The following is a 14,987-nucleotide window of genomic DNA, read 5'->3' as shown; positions in this document are numbered from 1 at the left end:
CGTTGCGGAGAGAAGTTGCCCTTACAGCCATCGCTTTTCGTTAGCGTCGTAAGCTCCCTTAAAAGGATCGGTCTCCGCGATCAAATGGCGTTTGAGAACCTTGTTGCTGGAGGTGGTCCTAGGCAGCGTTGATACGAACCCAATGTACCGCGGCACCTTGAACACGGCAAGATGGGTACGAGCATGCTTGAGAATGCGGTCGACAAGCAGATCGTTGGGCGCAATACCCTTCTGTAGCTCGACGTAAATCTTCACCTCCTCACCACGTTTCACATCGCGAACTGGCACTGCTGCAACGTCGGCAATCTCAGGAATCTCCCGGATGACAGCCTCCACCTCTCGCGCAGCGATATTCTCACTCGAACGACGGATCATATCTTTCGTGCGGCCCACCAGCCAATGGAACCCGAGTTCGTCGCAGCGCATCAGATCGCCCGTCTTGAACCATTCGCCTTCAAATGAAGCAGCATTTGCGTCCGGCTTTTCCCAGTATCCGTCAAAAAGTCCGCGCCCGCTCACCCACAGCTCACCGACCTCCCCTAACGGCGTTGGGCTACCATCCTCACTAATCAGTTTCAGTGACCGGAACGGCGCAGAAATACCGATAGACCCCGATTCGGCCAGTTCGTCAAAGTCATTCGCCATTCGCGTACCGAAGCCGATTTCAGTCATTCCATAGGCTTCCTGTGTGCGCACTCCGAACCGCTTCCGAAACTGTCGTACCGTGGCAGGTCCCCAGCCCCAATTCAGTATCTGCTTTAGGCACGTCACCCCTTCTTCGTTGATGGCCTCGGCGTGACGTGCAATCAACTCAGGAAATTGGCACCACTCGATGCGGTGGTGCTTGAGCCACCCGATGAAGCGAGACGAGCTGATCTGCGGAGCCAGGTAGTGAGTGCCACCATGTCGATAGGACTGTAGAAGATGCCATGGTCCATCCACATAAAAGAATGGCTGGGCAGAGAGAAATCGGTCATACGACTGCTCGTCCCAATTTGCGGCTTGGTATGAGAACACCCCCCAGTAATCGTGGGTCAACATACAGCCCTTCGGAAACCCCGTGGTCCCGGAGGTATACTGAATGTTTAACAGGTCATCGGGCCGGATATCCGCCTGCAACAAGCTTTTTGGCGCACCTTTGAGCAATTTTTCGAGGGTAGTTGGGCCTCCACTGATAGGCTGCCCTACTACGATTGCTTGTTCGATCGCGAGATCTTTCGGCCACGCCTTCATCGCCGCGCAGTTTGACCATGCAGATTCATCGACCACGACAAACTTCGCCCGTGCATCGCTCAGAACATATTCAATCTCTCTTGGCGTATAGCGCATGTTGATCGGGACCATCACCGCCCCGAGCTTCGCAATTGCGAACCAGAGGATCGGGAACTCGATGCGATTGGGCAGCATCACTCCGATGCGCTCGCCCTTGCGTACACCAAATGCACGCAACGAATGTGCATATTGGTTAGATATTTCGTCCATCTCACCGTAGGTCGCGCGTTGGTTGAGGTGAAAAACGTCAAGAGCGATGATTGAGCCATGTGTTCTTGCCCTCCTTGAAATTAGCTGACCAATAGTGGTCGTCTCGTATGCAGCTTCCAGCTTCTCGATCCTGCGCATCACATCCGTGACGCGCTTTTGCAGCTCGGGTGGGCTTACTCTTGGGGAAGTCATGTGCCTGTACTTCATAGGGAGGTATACGAACCAGATCATCCGTTTGGCAGCTTGCTGGAAATTTTGATCAGACTTCTATAGTCGCTGCCTTCGCGCGGATATCCGAGGCTGGTCACCGCTTCAGCATACGCCTGAGCCAGATGACTACTGGTTACCGGCACCTTAAGTTCAGCCAGCAAATCCACACTCCTCACCTCTTCGCTGCCGCGAGAACGCTCGATTGCGCCTCTCTTTACACTGCAAATGCTGGATCCGATCCAAGAACAAAGGGTAACACTGCTCGTCGCGTCTTTTATGAACCAACTTCGATAAGCCACTTACCTTGTCGACCAGGATGGCGACACTACCAGTTCCGGTGGCAACTAGTATTGGCTATTAAGATAGGTAGGCTCTCAAGTTCTGAAAGTGATGTGGAGATGCATGCTCGTGCGCTTTGTGTTCGCCTCGACTCCATCCGCCGTGGCGCGCCTCTAAACGTGTGAGGGTGATAGTAGGAGATCGCATCTTCACTAACAGGTTTGCTCCAAACATCTCTCCGGTTCTCCGCAGGAGTCCTCACGCAGGGTGACCCTGTGCTGTCGGAGCAGCTAAGCATTCCCCTACATGACCCGAGACTCTCCTCAGATCGACTTGCTTGTGCCGAACAAAGAGCCCGCCTAGTACCGAGGATTCGGCATCGGTCACAGCCAAGATGCCCCACGATGTCCCACCGTTGCTCGAGGCCTGCGGCTTGGTCGATTGTTTCCACGAAACCAACAAAGGCTGCCTACCTTGATCCGTGGATTGCCAGCGCGGTCAACAGTCCTCTAACTTCGTTTGCCTAGGCATCATCGCAGATCGCGGTGCCATTCAAGCCGTGATCATCAAACATGGTCCAACGGTAGATAGAAGGCAAATCACAAAGCTCAAGCTAGAGCAGATTCCGATCAAGTTGAACTGTATCCTGCGGCCGTGAAGTAGTTGGCGCATTCGGTAGGGGTAAATGCTCTCTGTAGGCATCGGCGATTGCGGCTTCGAGGGTATCGACGGTCCTGGCTGCGGCTTTGCGCAGGCTCGATTTGAATTTGGCAAAGGCGTTCTCTATCGGATTGAAATCGGGCGAATAGGGCGGCAGCAGCAGAAGGCTGGCACCGCGGATCTCGATTGCAGCCCGGACGGCAGCACCTTTATGTGCCGGCAGGTTGTCCATCACGACGACGTCGTCGGGATTGAGGGTAGGTGCCAACACCTGTTCGACATAGGCGAGGAAAGCGACGGCGTTCATTGGTCCGTCGAGCGTCATAGGCGCAGTCAGGGCGGTGCAGCGTAAGGCGGCGGTAAAGGTCGTGGTCAGCCAATGACCATGCGGGACCGCGGCGCGGCAACGTTGGCCGCGTTTTGAGCGGCCGTAAAGCCGGGCCATTTTGGTCGAGGGTAAGCCTCCGACGAGAGACGCCTTGCGGCGGGCTGGCCTGATGGTTGAGAACTGTACGTATGGACAGCCATACGATCAGTACGCTGAATCGACTTGAAGTGGTCGATACAGGCCGGCGGCGGCGTTGGTCTGAGGAGGAGAAGGCGCGGATTGTTTTGGAGAGCCTATCCGAGCCTCGCCTGGTAGCGGCGACAGCGCGGCGATACGGCTTGTCGCGTTCTCTATTGGTGACTTGGCGAAGAGCCTTCGCGAAGAACCGGACCAAATCCGAGGCTGGCTTTGTCAGGGCAGTTGTGGCCGAGGGTGGGCCCGTGGCGTCGGTGGCGGCCTCGTCGGAGAGCGCGACAGCACATTCAACAGAGCGTCGGATTGAGATCGAGCTGGCTGGCGGACGGCGCGTCATTGTCGATACGGGTGTCGACGTTGAGGCGCTTCGCCGGATCATCGAGGCTCTGGATCCGCGATGATTCCGGTTCCTACAGGAGTTCGGGTGTGGTTGGCGACGGGCCACACCGACATGCGCAAAGGCTTCGCCTCATTGTCGTTGCAGGTGCAAGAGGTGTTGCGCCGCGATCCCCTCAGCGGTCATTTGTTCTGCTTCCGCGGGCGCCGAGGCGATTTGTTGAAGGTGATCTGGCATGACGGCCAGGGAGCATGCCTGTTTACGAAGAAACTCGAGAGAGGTCGTTTTGTCTGGCCGTCGCTGGCCGATGGCATGGTGTCGATATCGCAGGCGCAGATGAGCTATCTATTGTCCGGCATCGACTGGCGCAATCCCCAAGAGTCCTGGCGTCCGACGAGCGTGGGCTGAGAGTTTGTTTGAGTTTGGCAGCGAATGTGATTCCATCTGGTTATGGACTCCAGCGCCGACGAGCTGCCGCCTAATCTTGCCGCCGCGCATGCAATGATCCTGGCTGAGCGCGCAGCCAGGCTTGCGGCGGAGGCCAAGCTTGCTGAAGCGGCCAATGCCCAGGCGAAGCAATCGAGTACCGAAGCTCTGATCGCCCACCTCAAGCTCGAGATCGAGAAGCTGCGGCGGACGCTTTATGGCACGCGCTCGGAACGGGCGGCACGATTGCTCGATCAGCTGGAGCTTGAGCTTGAGGAGCTCGAGGCGGCCGCAACTGAGGATGAACTTGCCGCCGAGAAGGCGGCGGGGAAGACGCAGACGGTGCGTTCGTTTGAGCCCAAGCGGCCTCTGCGCCAGCCCTTTCCCGATGACATCGAGCGAGAACGCGTGGTCCTGCCGGCCCCGACGCAATGTCCCTGCTGCGGATCGGCCCGGCTATCGAAGCTCGGCGAAAGAGTGACCTCGACGCTGGAGGAGATCCCACGCCGGTTCAAGGTGATCGATACGGTGCGGGAGAAGTTTAGTTGCCGGGACTGCGAGGCGATCACGCAGCCGCCGGCGCCGTTCCATGCCACGCCGCGGGGCTATATCGGACTCCAGCTCCTGGCGACGATCCTGTTCGACAAATTTGGTCTGCATCAGCCGCTGAACCGACAGAGCCAGCGCTTCAAATGCGAGGGGATCGACCTGTCGGTCTCGACGCTGGCGGACCAGGTGGGCGCCGGAGCCTTTGCGGTCAGGCCGATCTTTGAACTGATCGAAGCCTATGTGCTCTCCGCCGACAGGCTCCATGGTGATGACACCAAGATCCCAATCCTGGCGAAAGGGAAAGCAGATACCGGCCGGATTTGGACCTATGTCCGCGACGATCGGCCATTTGGCGGGCGAGATCCGCCGGCGGCGTTGTTTTACGCCTCACGCGATCGGCGCGGCGAGCATCCCGCGCGGCACCTTCGAAACTTCGCTGGGATCCTGCAGGCCGACGCCTACAGCGGGTTCAACGCTCTGTTCGATCCCGGACGCAAGGCGTCGCCGGCCACGCCCGCCTTCTGCTGGGCACACGGTCGGAGGGCGTTCTTCGAACTGGCCGATATCGCCCAGAACGCGCGCCGCGGACGATCGGCGACGGCGATCTCGCCCGTTGCGCTGGAAGCGGTTCGTCGGATTGACCAGCTGTTCGAGATCGAGCGCGACATCTATAGGCTGAGCGCTGAGGAGCGGCTGCAGATCCGCCGGGAAAGAAGCGTGCCACTGTTGACCGACCTTGAGTCTTGGCTGCGGGCGGAATCTGCCCGGCTCTCGCGTTCGTCCAACGTGATTAAGCCGATCAACTATCTGCTCAATCGTTGGGAAGGCTTTGCCCGCCTTGTCCACGACGGAAGGATCTGCATGACCACCGATGGTGTTGAGAAGCCCTATCGTCAGTTCAAGGCCACTTTTTTGGCTTCTCCTTCCAGGCCGCCACCATCCGCTCGTACGCCTGCTCGACGCGTGCGACATAGCCAGCTTCCCGCTCACGCAGTTCCTTGATCCAGTAGTCCCGACCCGGGCCAGCCTTGCCATAGGCACGAGGCGCTCCAGCCTTGAGTGCCACCTTCCGGAGTTTCATCGCTGTGAACGCCGGTCGTGCGTAAGCATAATCTTTCCCGGTCCTCAGGACGTGCCAGATCATCACTGCGAGCTTACGTGCCGTGGCGACGGCCGCGACTCCAGCCCCATGCTTCTTTTGCATGCGATTGAAGAAGGCCCGCAGCGGCCCGGGCGCCGTCTTGGCCGACCAGGCCGCTTCAACCAGCATCTTGCGGGCGTCACGATTGCCCTGTTTCGAGATACGACCATGCCTTGGCGGATGCTCTCCCGATTGCCGAACTCGAGGGGTCAAACCGAAGTAGCTGCTGAGCTTATCCGGTGATTGGAAGCGTGCGATGTCGCCGATGGAGGCCAGTACACTCGATGCGACGACCGAACTCACGCCGGGGATCGTCATCAGCTTGAGAGCCCGTGGATCGTCCAAAGCCTGTTGGGCCACGACTTTGTCGATTTCCGATAGTTGCTTCGTCACGCGTTCGAGTTCCGTGATAAGACGCTGGAGCATCGCACGCTTCTCCGATGGAAGAGGCAGACTGTCCAGCCAATGCTGTCCGTGCTTGCCGAAGAGATAGCCTTTGTAGGGCGGGATGAGGTTGGCATGCAGGATAGCCTTCATTCGTCCTTTAATCCGGATGATCTGCGCCAAGACGCCAGCGCGCTCGGCCATCTGGCGCCGGCGGCTGTAGGTGTCCTCGTCAGCCACCCAGACCTCCGGCAAGAAGCCAGCAGCATGCAACTTTGCCAGGGTCCCAGCATCGACCTTGTCCGTTTTGACTCGCGCATAGGCGATCGCCCGAACGAGCCTCGGATTGGCGACCGCGACGCGCTTAACGTGCGGGCGCAGAATACGTTCGACCGCCGCGCTGTTGCCCGTTACCTCGATGACCACCTCATCCTCGAGGCTGAGTGTCTTGGCAAAGGCGACAAGCCGATCGTGGACGAGATCAACGCGGAGCTGTCGGATTATTGTTCCGTCCTCCAGGATCGCCACTTCGGCGAAGGATCGGTGGATGTCCATGCCGACGATTTGCATGCTTGCTTCTCCTTTGTCTCAGGAGCCAGTGGCTTGCACGACATCTACGGATCCGCGCTCGCAGCGCAGCCGGGCAAGTCGTAGGGGCGGCCAAGTAACAAAGCGAGCTCACAGCTCATGGTCATGGCGGCCTGCCACCGTTTCGTGCTCCAGCGCCCCTATCCCGGCTTGGACAGACTAATCCGGACGACCGGTCCTCTCCACCGGGTTTGAGCGTTGAAAACATCATGCCCTTTAACAATGCTGCGGAGCGAGCGTTGCGCGGTTTTGCTCTGGGAAGAAAGGCATGGTTGTTCGCCGGTTCTGATCGTGGCGCGGAGCGAGCTGCCGTGATGGCCACGCTTATCATGACGGCGCGTCTCAACAACATCGACCCGAAAGCCTGGCTTGCCGACGTCTTCGCGCGCATCGCCGATATCCCGCAGAACCGCCTGCATGAGTTGTTGCCCTGGAACTGGACCCTCCCGCTCTGACACCCTCCACCGAGGCGGCGTAGCCATGCACGTCAACAAGGTTTATGCCGTCTTCACCATCAGTCGCGTCGCCAAGGACCTTGGAGAAGACGAGGAGTGGCTCTGGGACGTGGCCAACGGAATGGACACAGAGGATGGCGTCATCTGGGTTTACGGCATAGGTGACGACCAGGTAATGGCGTTCACCGACTTCGGCATCGAGAACCTGACCGAGCTCATCATGATGCACAAGGAAGACCCTGAACTCCTCAAGCGCTTGAATCGGTGAGCTTCTGTCCGCGGCCTAGCTCGGATGGATACGGTCGAGGCGCCGGTCTCGTCGATGAAGACCAGCTTGTCAGGATCGAGCTGCGGCGCGAGTTCGCGCCAGGCCTGGCGCGCCGCCGCAACATCGGGCCTATCCTGTTCTTTTGAAGGTTATGCCGTGACGGTCAAGGAAGCGCCAAATCGAACTCGGCGCAAACGAGGCTCCAAACTCCGATTTGAGCATCTCGGAATCTCAACCAGAGTCATATCGGGCTTGGCTTCGATCGCACTCATGATCGCATTATGGTACTCTTCGATGCGCTGCGAGCGCTGGTCGCCGCCCTGTCGTTTGGCTTTTGTCGCCCCGTTCTCGCGCCATTCTCGGACAAACCGCACCGCACTCGCAACCGAGATGCCGAACCGGTCTGCCGCCGCGCGGCGCGACATCCCGCCCTCAACCGCCCGAACTGTCCGGATCCGCAAATCCTCCGACAAAGGTTTGGCCATGTGTGCCGGCCTCCTTGTCCAGCACACAGGGTGAATCAGAATTTGACCCCCATGGGAATCCCTCCCGATTCAAGTCGGTCAGATTTTGCTCTACTAAAGCGTCAGATGTATGGACGTGCAGAAATCGATCTGCTCGAGGCGAGTGTAATGGGCGCCGCTTCAACAACTTCACCAAAAATGAGCGAGAGTCCCAAATTGTTCCCATATTGCCTCACCCGGAATGTTACCGCTCACCTTTCGCCGATGACTCTGGACTAAAAAGACCCCCGGCGGGCATGCCGGAGGCCTTCTTGGAGGTAAAACTAGATAGTTAGAGCTGTTCCCTCTTCTCCTTCCGCTAGTTGGATAGAAAGCTCACCAGTTACGATGAACGCGCAACATCATCTGAAGGCTTTGCTGGTCCTTCAGTTCGTACACCCCGCTCGGCTTGGCCACCCCCGACTGCAACGGCAAGGTTACCGTGCTTCCGCTCGCGTACTTCTGATCGAGCATCGCGTAAACAACCTCGGTCGAAAAGGTCAGGTTTTTGACGGGCGTCCACCGCGTGGCCACACCAACCACGGCATAGTTGAAGTCCGGGTTACAGCCAGCCACGCCACTCGACAGTGCAAGAGTCGCGACGAACGCGCCACAGATGTAGCCCTTCGCCGTGTTGTTGTACCGTACAGCACCCCACCCGCCGAAAATTGACGAGTTCCAATACGGATTCCAGTTGTGGGTATAGCCGCCGTTAAAGCCGTAGCTCGTGGTCAGCTGCTGGCTCGCGCCTGTAACGAAGACCGAGTCCGAGAGGCCAGCAATGCCGACGCTCTGGTAAGCACCAGTTAGCCCCGTACCGCTGTACATCGCGAAGGTATACGGACCATACGGTTGGAAATTGTAACCGGTTGCGCCGTTTGTATACACTCCTTGGATGTTGATCGTGTCACCCGCACCGGTCGGGATATTCTTTATCGACAATGCAAGCTGGCCAGCCCAGCCCCACTTGTCGCTTGGATGGCCCGTTGTCTCATCGGCACCGTAATAGCCAGTGTGATTATCATGAGCGGCCACTGACGCTTGGAAAAGACCCCATGCCTGGTCCACGCGCAGCATGGCGACGAGATCGGGAGACCGCGAACCACCGATGTCGCCGGCACCATAGGAACCAGCCGCAAGGCCGGTGGCCGTCGCTCCGCTCACGTTCCAGATATTTGTAGTATTTCGAACGACCTGATCCTCAGCCGAGAAGCTGGCTGTGATGCCTTGGCCAAAGTCCGCCGTATAGGCAAACTGATTGACAGCCTCCCACCCGCCGCCGCCAGGCAAGCCGTCGAAGCCGTTTGCAGGATAGTTCGTCCAAGGTGAAGAAAATTGCGACTGCGCTCGACCAAAGGTGAAGCCTGCGAATTGGATGAACGCGTAGTACACAGAGAGCGAACCACCGGAGATCGAACCGCTACCACTTCCTGCCGGGTTGCTTCCGTTATAGGCCGTTGAGCCATTGTTAGCTGTTGTGCCAGCACCGCTATAGCCACCGGCCGTCCAGGTGAATGCGAGCTCAGCGTACGTACGAAGGAGACCATACTCCGTCGCGGTACGAGTATCGATGCCGAGGTCAGCTCGGGATTGACTTGTGTAGTAGTTGCTCAGACGATTGTGCGCCCCAGCGACGCCGCTGGTCGCGGCTCCCCAGATGCCGTTTGAGCCCAGGACCGTTGTGGCACGTACGTAGCCACCGAGCTTGATACAAGTGTCACTGCCTGGAATGTAGTAGAACCCAGCACCATACAGAGAACAGATCTTCACGTATTCGATCGCCTTGGCCTTGATGGGAAGGTCGGCAGCCTGCGCTCCGCCTAGAGCGATCAGACCTGCCGCCGAACCTAGAAAGAGGCTCTTCGCCATCTTCATAAAAAACCTCCAGTTGTTTAACTCCAGACGAGCTAGTCTCGCTTAGGAGATTAGCCGCCTCCGCCCCCAATCATTCTCGACCTACAGGGCGTTCCTCGAACATCACTGGTGACTACTTGAACCAGCGACGTCGCGGCGCGGACCATTCCGCCGCTCGCGTTATTAAGTTGACAGATTGCGTTAGCAAACGGCGTGGAAATTTTGTACGAAACGAACGAACGCATGCGCACTCCAGGACAGCGTGTCCTAAGCGCTGCACAAGCGTACGATTAGTACCGTTACGACAAGTAAGCGTACGCTTCGTGTATCTTCGACTATCGAGCGAAACAAATTGCGCATCGTGCTTAGGCGCGGTGTCCAATGGTCGCGTCTATTGACGCGCATGCGGATGCGAAGGTTGCAAGATCGCCAAGAGCGACTCTTGCCCTAGGAGCGTATCGCTCCGGCGAGGCGAGGACCGCCTTGCGCCGTTTGATGGAGAGTGAAGACATCGGCGTATGAGTGACATGCCAATGCCGAAGGTCTCCTGTCTTGAAGTCGTCTCGACGGGCGCGCGCCGTTGGACATCGGAAGACAGCGGGTCTTGCCCAGAGTTATAGCGGGCCACCTCTAGTGTCGGTGACACACGACGTAACGGACTATCGACGAGCCAATTGTTCACTTGGCGCCGGTTGGCGCGCGCAGGCAAGTGCCGCGCAAGTACTTGTTCCGGTTGAGATCACGCCTGCGGCCTGCGGCGGCTCCCATCTCGAGTAGCGCGCCAGAATCGGTATCTTCACCGCCTGCACAACGTGCGGGGGCCGGCATTATCGACATCGAGCTTGGCGGCGCCGCGGCGCCTGTCGCATGCGTGTTTGACCGGAACGTGGACACGGAGGCGCTTCGCCGGGTTCTTGAGCTTCTGAGACGGCGACGATCCCTATTGCGAGCGGCGTCAGCGTCTAGATCGCGACCGGCTGCGCATTCCAGGGATGGTGATCAGGTGTTCCATGCGATGGTGATCACGGATTCCAGTGATCGTGATCAGGACGGAGGCGAACACGGCTGACGGATTTATGTGTGCTGGAAATGTCCTCCTCGTCAAGGCTGGCGGGTTGGTTCGAAGATCGTTCCGGCGGTCCATGGGAGGGCCCCGTGCGCGGCGCGGAGTGCCCCCACGAGCGACGTAGCGACGCGCGCGGGAGGGGCCTGTGGGCCGGCGGGGCGATCGTGCGCGAGGTGCTCACGGTTTTTTCTTTTCGCCAGCCTGACGCCGTAGACTGTCGCCTTTGAGCTCGAGGCGGTGCGCATTGTGAATGATGCGGTCCAATATCGCATCGCCAAGGGTGGGATCGGCAATGACGTCATGCCATTGCGACACGGGGACCTGACTTGTGATCACAAGGACCCCTTGTCGTAGCGATCATCGACGATCTCGAGCAGATCGCGGCGCTGGTCGGCGGTGAGCGGTTCGGGTCCCCAGTCGTCAAGGATGAGGAGATTGACGCGTTCCAGAGCGGCGATCAGGCGCGCCAGATGGCCTTCGCCGCGCGCCTGGGCGAGATCGGCGAACAGGCGGGATGTTCGCTTGTAGAGGACGGAGAAGCCGTCGCGGCAGGCCTTGTTGCCGAGCGCGCAGGCAAGCCAGGACTTGCCGGTGCCGGTTGGGCCGACGATGACCAGGTGATTGGCCTCACGGATCCATTGGCTGGTGGCGAGGTTCTGGAAGAGCGAACGGTCGAGGCCGCGAGCGGTGCGATAGTCGACGTTCTCGATGGCGGCAGCTTGACGGAGTTTGGCACTGCTCAAGCGGCGCGTGAGGCGGCGGTTGTCGCGGGCGGTGACCTCGCGATCGACGAGGAGGCCGAGCCAATCGGCGTGCGGCATCTCGGCCGCCTCGGGATTGTTCTGCAGTTCGACGAGGGTATCGGCCATGGCGGCGAGACCGAGGGCGCGCAAGCGATCGACAGTGGGGTGAATGAGCACGATGATCTCTCCTGATCAATTGTAGTAACTGCGGCCGCGGATGTTGGCGTGGAAGAGGATGGATGGGCGCCTCCTCGGTGGGAGGCGCGGTTCTGTCGGTGCCGTTCTTGAGGATGGCGGCGACCGATTTGTACGAACGGGCGTTGAGCAGGAGGGCCCGGGCGCAGGCGGCATCGACGCGTTCCTGGCCCTAGCGCTTGACCACCGATGGTGTTGAGAAGCCCTATCGTCAGTTCAAGGCCACTTTTTTTGGCTTCTCCTTCCAGGCCGCCACCATCCGCTCGTACGCCTGCTCGACGCGTGCGACATAGCCAGCTTCCCGCTCACGCAGTTCCTTGATCCAGTAGTCCCGACCCGGGCCAGCCTTGCCATAGGCACGAGGCGCTCCAGCCTTGAGTGCCACCTTCCGGAGTTTCATCGCTGTGAACGCCGGTCGTGCGTAAGCATAATCTTTCCCGGTCCTCAGGACGTGCCAGATCATCACTGCGAGCTTACGTGCCGTGGCGACGGCCGCGACTCCAGCCCCATGCTTCTTTTGCATGCGATTGAAGAAGGCCCGCAGCGGCCCGGGCGCCGTCTTGGCCGACCAGGCCGCTTCAACCAGCATCTTGCGGGCGTCACGATTGCCCTGTTTCGAGATACGACCATGCCTTGGCGGATGCTCTCCCGATTGCCGAACTCGAGGGGTCAAACCGAAGTAGCTGCTGAGCTTATCCGGTGATTGGAAGCGTGCGATGTCGCCGATGGAGGCCAGTACACTCGATGCGGCGACCGAACTCACGCCGGGGATCGTCATCAGCTTGAGAGCCCGTGGATCGTCCAAAGCCTGTTGGGCCACGACTTTGTCGATTTCCGATAGTTGCTTCGTCACGCGTTCGAGTTCCGTGATAAGACGCTGGAGCATCGCACGCTCCTCCGATGGAAGAGGCAGACTGTCCAGCCAATGCTGTCCCGTGCTTGCCGAAGAGATAGCCTTTGTAGGGCGGGATGAGGTTGGCATGCAGGATAGCTTTCATGCGTCCTTTAATCCGGATGATCTGCGCCAAGACGCCAGCGCGCTCGGCCATCTGGCGCCGGCGGCTGTAGGTGTCCTCGTCAGCCACCCAGACCTCCGGCAAGAAGCCAGCAGCATGCAACTTTGCCAGGGTCCCAGCATCGACCTTGTCCGTTTTGACTCGCGCATAGGCGATCGCCCGAACGAGCCTCGGATTGGCGACCGCGACGCGCTTAACGTGCGGGCGCAGAATACGTTCGACCGCCGCGCTGTTGCCCGTTACCTCGATGACCACCTCATCCTCGAGGCTGAGTGTCTTGGCAAAGGCGACAAGCCGATCGTGGACGAGATCAACGCGGAGCTGTCGGATTATTGTTCCGTCCTCCAGGATCGCCACTTCGGCGAAGGATCGGTGGATGTCCATGCCGACGATTTGCATGCTTGCTTCTCCTTTGTCTCAGGAGCCAGTGGCTTGCACGACATCTACGGATCCGCGCTCGCAGCGCAGCCGGGCAAGTCGTAGGGGCGGCCAAGTAACAAAGCGAGCTCACAGCTCATGGTCATGGCGGCCTGCCACCGTTTCGTGCTCCAGCGCCCCTATCCCGGCTTGGACAGACTAATCCGGACGACCGGTCCTCTCCACCGGGTTTGAGCGCTGAAAACATCATGCCCTTTAACAATTGTACGCATCCGGCTAAGGCCCCGGCTAGGACCGTTCTTGGATGGAAGGCTGATGGTGCTTAAGCGGCGTGGGCGACGCTTTGAGGCTGCCAGTTCCAAGGCAGCAGTGCATTGATGTACTTGGCAGGGTGATCTGGTAAGCGCGCCAGCACGTCGGCAAGCCAAGCCTGCGGGTCGATATCATTGAGCTTGGCGGTGGCGATAAGGCTGTAGATGGCAGCCGCACGCCGGCCGCCCTCATCGGAGCCGGCGAAGGTCCAATTCTTTCGTCCCACGGCGACCGCCCGCAGTTCGCGTTCGGCGGCGTTGTTGGACATGCACAGGCGGCCATCATCGAGGAAGCGGGTAAATGCATCCCAGCGGCTGAGACAGTAATTGATCGCCTTGGTCGTGTCGTTGCTCCTGGAGAGCTTGACGCGCTGCTCGCGCATCCACGACTCCAGCTCGACGATCAGAGGGCGGCTACGCTCCTGGCGCACACGCAAACGCTCCTGCGGCGCAAGACCCTTGATCTCGCGTTCAATGGCGAACAGAACATCAATGCGCTTGACCGCCTCGGCCGCGATCGGCGCCTTGGTAAGCCGCGCGAGGTCAAAGAACTTGCGCCTGCCGTGCGCCCAGCACGCGGCCTCGATAATCGGGCCGCCCTTGCGATTGGTCTCGTAGAGCCTGCCAAAGCCGGCGTAGGCGTCAGCCTGCATCAGTCCGGCATAGCCCGCCAGATGCTGCTCCGGATGTGCACCGCCACGATCGGGCGAGTAGAAGAACACGGCCGCCGGCGGATCTGGGCCGGCAAACGGACGGTCGTCGCGAACGTAGGTCCATAGCCGGCCGGTCCGGGTCTTGCCCTTGGCCAGGACCGGCACCGTGGTGTCATCCGCATGGATGCGCTCGGCTGCGAAGACGTGGCTCCGGATCGCATCGACCAGAGGCATCAGGGTTGCCGCGGAGGCACCTACCCAGTCCGCGAGCGTCGATAAGTCAAGGTCGATGCCTTCACGCTTGTAGACGTCGCTCTGACGATGAAGCGGTAGGTGCAGGCCGTACTTGGCGAACAGGACATGGGCCAGCAGCTTTGGCCCTGCACGCCCGCGCGCAATCGGATGCGAAGGAGCCGGCGGCTGGGTGATCGCTTCGCAGGCCCGGCAGACGAGCTTCTCGCGCACGTGCTGGATCACCTTCCACTGTCGCGGAACGAGCTCCAGCGTCTCGGTCACGTCCTCGCCAATCTTGCGCAATCGGCTGTCGCCGCAGCATGGGCAGGTGGTCGGCACGGGATAGACAATGCGCTCCCGCGGCAAATGCTCCGGCAGCGGCCGGCGGGCTGGCTTGCGGCGCTCGAACGATGGCACCGCAATCTTCTCGGCTGCCATCTGCGCCGCGGTCTCAGCTTGAGCCGCGTTCTCCTCCAGGTCGGCGAGTTGTAGCTCGAGCTGGTCCAGCAATGCGCCTCGCTCGGAGGACTGTCCGAACTGCTCGTGCCGCAGCTTCTTGATCGTGAGCTTGAGCTTCTCGATCAGCAATGTTCCCGCCTGGGCTTCGGCTTGCGCGGCCAACCGGGCCGCTCGCTCGGCGCGCAGCATCGCCTGCAGCGTGGTCACATCGTCGGGAAGAGAATCATCGGCACTCATCGACGACCAGAGAATCACAAGACGCGATCTCTGTCC

9 protein-coding genes and 5 pseudogenes are annotated in these 14,987 nt (G+C 59.7%); 5 read left to right on the top strand and 9 right to left on the bottom strand.

Annotation, left to right across the window (positions count from 1 at the left end):
- Nucleotides 1-21: 21 nt before the first annotated feature.
- The 3 genes and pseudogenes from ACVW16_RS24790 to ACVW16_RS24780 form a co-directional block, all read right to left on the bottom strand.
- On the bottom strand, nt 22-1,674 hold the full coding sequence (locus ACVW16_RS24790; RefSeq protein ID WP_456701667.1) for a class I adenylate-forming enzyme family protein: 1,653 nt from the start codon (nt 1,672-1,674) through the stop codon (nt 22-24).
- Between the two features lie 35 nt (nt 1,675-1,709).
- Nucleotides 1,710-1,853, bottom strand: coding sequence for a hypothetical protein (locus ACVW16_RS24785; protein WP_456701666.1), 144 nt, complete (start codon nt 1,851-1,853; stop codon nt 1,710-1,712).
- Nucleotides 1,854-2,600: 747 nt separating this feature from the next.
- A pseudogene (locus ACVW16_RS24780) lies at nt 2,601-3,085 on the bottom strand (IS630 family transposase); the annotation flags it as partial.
- A gap of 62 nt (nt 3,086-3,147) precedes the next feature.
- Between ACVW16_RS24780 and tnpA the strand changes: the two are divergent.
- The 3 genes and pseudogenes from tnpA to tnpC (ACVW16_RS24765) all read left to right on the top strand — a co-directional run.
- A complete protein-coding gene (tnpA, locus tag ACVW16_RS24775) occupies nt 3,148-3,555 on the top strand; it encodes an IS66-like element accessory protein TnpA (protein WP_456701665.1) in 408 nt (135 codons plus the stop codon).
- Nucleotides 3,556-3,578: 23 nt separating this feature from the next.
- Entirely contained in the window at nt 3,579-3,899 is a 321-nt protein-coding gene (tnpB, locus tag ACVW16_RS24770; RefSeq protein WP_456701664.1) for an IS66 family insertion sequence element accessory protein TnpB, read from the top strand.
- A gap of 42 nt (nt 3,900-3,941) precedes the next feature.
- A pseudogene (tnpC, locus tag ACVW16_RS24765) lies at nt 3,942-5,360 on the top strand (IS66 family transposase); the annotation flags it as partial.
- Nucleotides 5,361-5,364: 4 nt separating this feature from the next.
- On the opposite strand, the gene ACVW16_RS24760 reads toward tnpC (ACVW16_RS24765), so the two are convergent.
- A complete protein-coding gene (locus ACVW16_RS24760; protein WP_456802625.1) occupies nt 5,365-6,546 on the bottom strand; it encodes an IS110 family RNA-guided transposase in 1,182 nt (393 codons plus the stop codon).
- A gap of 251 nt (nt 6,547-6,797) precedes the next feature.
- Here ACVW16_RS24760 and ACVW16_RS24755 point away from each other — a divergent pair.
- Together ACVW16_RS24755 and ACVW16_RS24750 are read left to right on the top strand one after the other, a co-directional pair.
- A pseudogene (locus ACVW16_RS24755) lies at nt 6,798-7,034 on the top strand (transposase domain-containing protein); the annotation flags it as partial.
- A gap of 25 nt (nt 7,035-7,059) precedes the next feature.
- Nucleotides 7,060-7,302: a hypothetical protein gene (locus tag ACVW16_RS24750; RefSeq protein ID WP_456701663.1), complete on the top strand. Its 243-nt coding sequence runs from the start codon at nt 7,060-7,062 to the stop codon at nt 7,300-7,302.
- 149 nt (nt 7,303-7,451) lie between these two features.
- Here the strand turns inward: ACVW16_RS24750 and ACVW16_RS24745 are convergent, their stop codons facing one another.
- From ACVW16_RS24745 to tnpC (ACVW16_RS24725), 5 genes and pseudogenes are all read right to left on the bottom strand, one after another.
- Entirely contained in the window at nt 7,452-7,787 is a 336-nt protein-coding gene (locus ACVW16_RS24745; protein ID WP_456701662.1) for a helix-turn-helix domain-containing protein, read from the bottom strand.
- Nucleotides 7,788-8,141: 354 nt separating this feature from the next.
- Entirely contained in the window at nt 8,142-9,680 is a 1,539-nt protein-coding gene (locus ACVW16_RS24740; protein WP_456701661.1) for a porin, read from the bottom strand.
- Between the two features lie 1,222 nt (nt 9,681-10,902).
- Nucleotides 10,903-11,645: pseudogene (istB, locus tag ACVW16_RS24735) on the bottom strand (IS21-like element helper ATPase IstB).
- Between the two features lie 229 nt (nt 11,646-11,874).
- A pseudogene (locus ACVW16_RS24730) lies at nt 11,875-13,063 on the bottom strand (IS110 family RNA-guided transposase).
- Between the two features lie 316 nt (nt 13,064-13,379).
- Nucleotides 13,380-14,951: an IS66 family transposase gene (gene tnpC, locus ACVW16_RS24725; RefSeq protein WP_456701660.1), complete on the bottom strand. Its 1,572-nt coding sequence runs from the start codon at nt 14,949-14,951 to the stop codon at nt 13,380-13,382.
- Nucleotides 14,952-14,987 lie beyond the last annotated feature (36 nt).

It is taken from the genome of Bradyrhizobium sp. USDA 4474 (genome assembly GCF_054057515.1).
Note: the sequence above shows the minus strand (reverse complement) of the source record. Positions and strands in the feature narration are given on the sequence as shown.